Raw genomic sequence first — 1,218 nt, forward strand, 5'->3', positions numbered from 1 at the left:
TGCCTTTCCTAATCTTTAAAATCTTTATTTTGCATCCCCTTTCCCGCTTTAGGGTAAACTTAATAAAGCTACCCTTTCAGGCCGCTTAAAATCCATATTCAAGATGCATACTTATGCGAATTTTCTGTGTGAGGCCTGAATCCCCTCTTCTTTTACCGTACAATAGATCATAGTAGTATCAAGCTTCTCATGACCCAAAAACTCTTTGACCTGTTCTATTGGCATTCCCCGGTTCAGAAGGTCTGTGGCTATCGTCCTACGGAAGCGGTGGGGATGAACGTTCTTGACACCTGCACGTTTTCCCAACCCACGGAGCATATATTGCATTCCGGCCACTGTCAGACGCCCATGAGGACGATCCAGCGTAACGAAAAGTGGAAGTTCCTTCATCTCCTCAGGAGATACGCCCTCATCTTTCCCGCGTACCTGTAAATACCTACGCAGATAAAACTTGGCACTGTCCGTCAAGTATGTGCGGCGTTCCTTGCTTCCCTTTCCATACACAATCAATTCTTTTCGATCCATCCAGATGTCTCCCACGTTCAGAGCTGCAGCCTCGCTGACTCGGACACCCGTGGAATATAGAAATTCCACCAGGGCCCGATCCCTCAGCGTTGTACAGCTACTCCGTAAAGCTTCCATATCCTCAGCGCTATAAGGCTTTTTAATCGTTTTCTCCAGCTTTAATAACCCCACCTTTTTGACCGGATTGCTGTGTACCAGCTCCTCAGTAATCAGAAAATCCCAGAAGCTTGACAGATAATGCAGCCGGGTTTGCATCGTTGACATCTTAATGTGTCGCCGTTCCCGCATGATGCCGTAATAGTATCGCAAATCCATTCCTGTAATGTCCTCCAGGCGTTTTCCTAAGAAGCCCAGCATACTTCTAATCTCTCTGGTATACTGCCTTAAGGTAGCATCCTGACGGTTTACAGCCTTCTTTGAGGCCAGAAACATCCGGATTTTTGCCTCGTCCCCATCCTCTCCGGTGGCTGCCAGCTCAGTACACTGTTCCACCACTTCCACACCATGGAACTCAATATACAGAACATTGTTCAACTTCTCCAGCTGTCCAGAGTCCAGACATGGAACCATAGCATTGATTACATTTTCAAGTATTTTCTCCAGCATATCTTAATCCTCCTTACACCGTTATTCTATCGGTTTGGGGAGAATATGCCTACTTGGGGGGATTTACTCAGTTAAATAGCAATATCA

Annotated in this window: 1 protein-coding gene; it reads right to left on the reverse strand. The window is 46.2% G+C overall.

Translation table 11 applies throughout. From position 1 onward, the window contains the following. Positions 1–111: 111 nt before the first annotated feature. On the reverse strand, positions 112–1,131 hold the full coding sequence (locus WKT10_RS15865) for a tyrosine-type recombinase/integrase (RefSeq protein ID WP_340278045.1): 1,020 nt from the start codon (positions 1,129–1,131) through the stop codon (positions 112–114). Positions 1,132–1,218 lie beyond the last annotated feature (87 nt).

Origin of the sequence: Enterocloster sp. HCN-30185, from assembly GCF_037890305.1 — a bacterium.
Taxonomy (GTDB): Bacteria; Bacillota; Clostridia; order Lachnospirales; family Lachnospiraceae; genus Enterocloster.